Here is a 1,741-nt window from a genome sequence, read left to right on the forward strand (position 1 = left end):
GGCTACGATCCGACTTTTCCATATATTTTGAAGATGTAATGGTTAATCCACTAATTTGCACATCACCCTGCAAGATAATTCCAATATCAATAAATTCAGCCTCACTAGCATCTATAACACAACCTCCATCAAAGAATATGAATGAAGGAAACTCATCAGCAGTAAATACTCCTTCCATTTTATAATTTCCACTAGTAACAGTACCACTATCAAATCCAAGTTCATGGAAAACTTCAGGAGTAAGAATCTCATAATCATCACCAAGCACCTTTTCATCATTTGATGCGCTAAGCTTTGATTTTGTATTTGAATCGTCATTTACATTATCATTGATAGCATTATCACCAGATGAGACATTCGTAGCGATATCACCATCAATTTCTATTTCATCAACAGAAGAAGCTATTTCATAACTCCCTCCATCATCAGCAACCGCTAAAGCATCTGCAGTTGCATTATCGGCAGCATTTACAGCGCCAAAAGTTAAAATGGCTAGCAAAATTAAACTAACCAATATAATTTTATTTAATCTCAAAATTAAAATCTCCTTTATAATTTATCAATTAGAATAATATTCAGTGAAATTGAATATTAATATTATTTATGTAATAAATAATTATTTAAAATTTATCAATATTATAAAAATAATGAATACAGAGCATATTAAAAAGAAAATAAAAAAAAAAGTTAGGACATGAAGTCCTATTTAAATAATTTATATTTTTATGCACTGTTTACTGTTACAGTATTTGATATTGTTTTGCCATTATATTCAGCGGTAACAGAATAAGTACCGGCCTTTAAATTAATCGGCAAACTTGCAATACCATTTCCATTAGTTTTGATGTCATATGTTTTGCCTACGATAGTGATTTTTACGATTTCATTGGCAAGAGCGACAGGCTGGTTATTGCTATCAATCAATTGAACATCATAGCTACTGCCGTCTTTATAGACCATATTTACATCATTGGCTGAAATGGACATACCTGAATCTTTAACTGTAATAGTGTTATTAACTACGACTGCATTAAACCTGTTGTTTCCTTCGAATTTTGTTGAAATGTCATAGGTGCCTTGCTTTAAGTTGATTGCTAATGATGCAACACCATTGGAGTCAGTTTCAACAGTATAAGTTCTGCCTAGGATGGTAAATTTAATAGCAGTATTAGCAATAGCTTTGCCTTTGTTATCTTTTAAAGTTGCTTTAAAGGATGATCCATCCTTATAGAACATGACAAGATTATTTGTAGCTAAAGTAGGATTTGCCTTATTAACAGTAATTGTAGCACTGACAAAACTAGATTCATATCTGGCATGATTGAAAGAAGCATTAACATTGTAAGTGCCCGGAGCTAAATTAATAAGTAAACTTGCAACACCACTAGCATCAGTAGTAAAGGTATAAACCTTACCGACAATACCAATACCAACGGCTACATTACTGATGGCCTTACCAGTACCATCCTTCAAAGTAACAGACCAAGAAGAACCATCATTATATGTCATGACAAGATTAGTAGCAGTCAAATTAGAAATTGCCTTATTAACAGTAATTGTAGCACTGACAAAACTAGATACATAATTACTATCAGCGAAAGAAGCATTTACATCATAAACTCCCGGAGCCAAAGTAACAGGCAACTTAGCAACACCTTTGGAATTAGTAGTGAAAGTATAAACCTTACCGAGAATACCAATGCCAACATTTGCATTGCTAATAGCCTTACCAGTACCATCT

2 pseudogenes are annotated in these 1,741 nt (G+C 32.8%); both read right to left on the bottom strand.

Features of this window, described 5'->3' with window-relative positions:
• Window positions 1-535, bottom strand: a pseudogene (locus ACKI4K_RS03415) (hypothetical protein); the annotation flags it as partial.
• 188 nt (window positions 536-723) lie between these two features.
• Window positions 724-1,741: pseudogene (locus ACKI4K_RS03420) on the bottom strand (hypothetical protein); the annotation flags it as partial.

The sequence above is a fragment of the Methanobrevibacter sp. genome (genome assembly GCF_045644645.1).
Classification (GTDB): domain Archaea; phylum Methanobacteriota; class Methanobacteria; order Methanobacteriales; family Methanobacteriaceae; genus Methanocatella.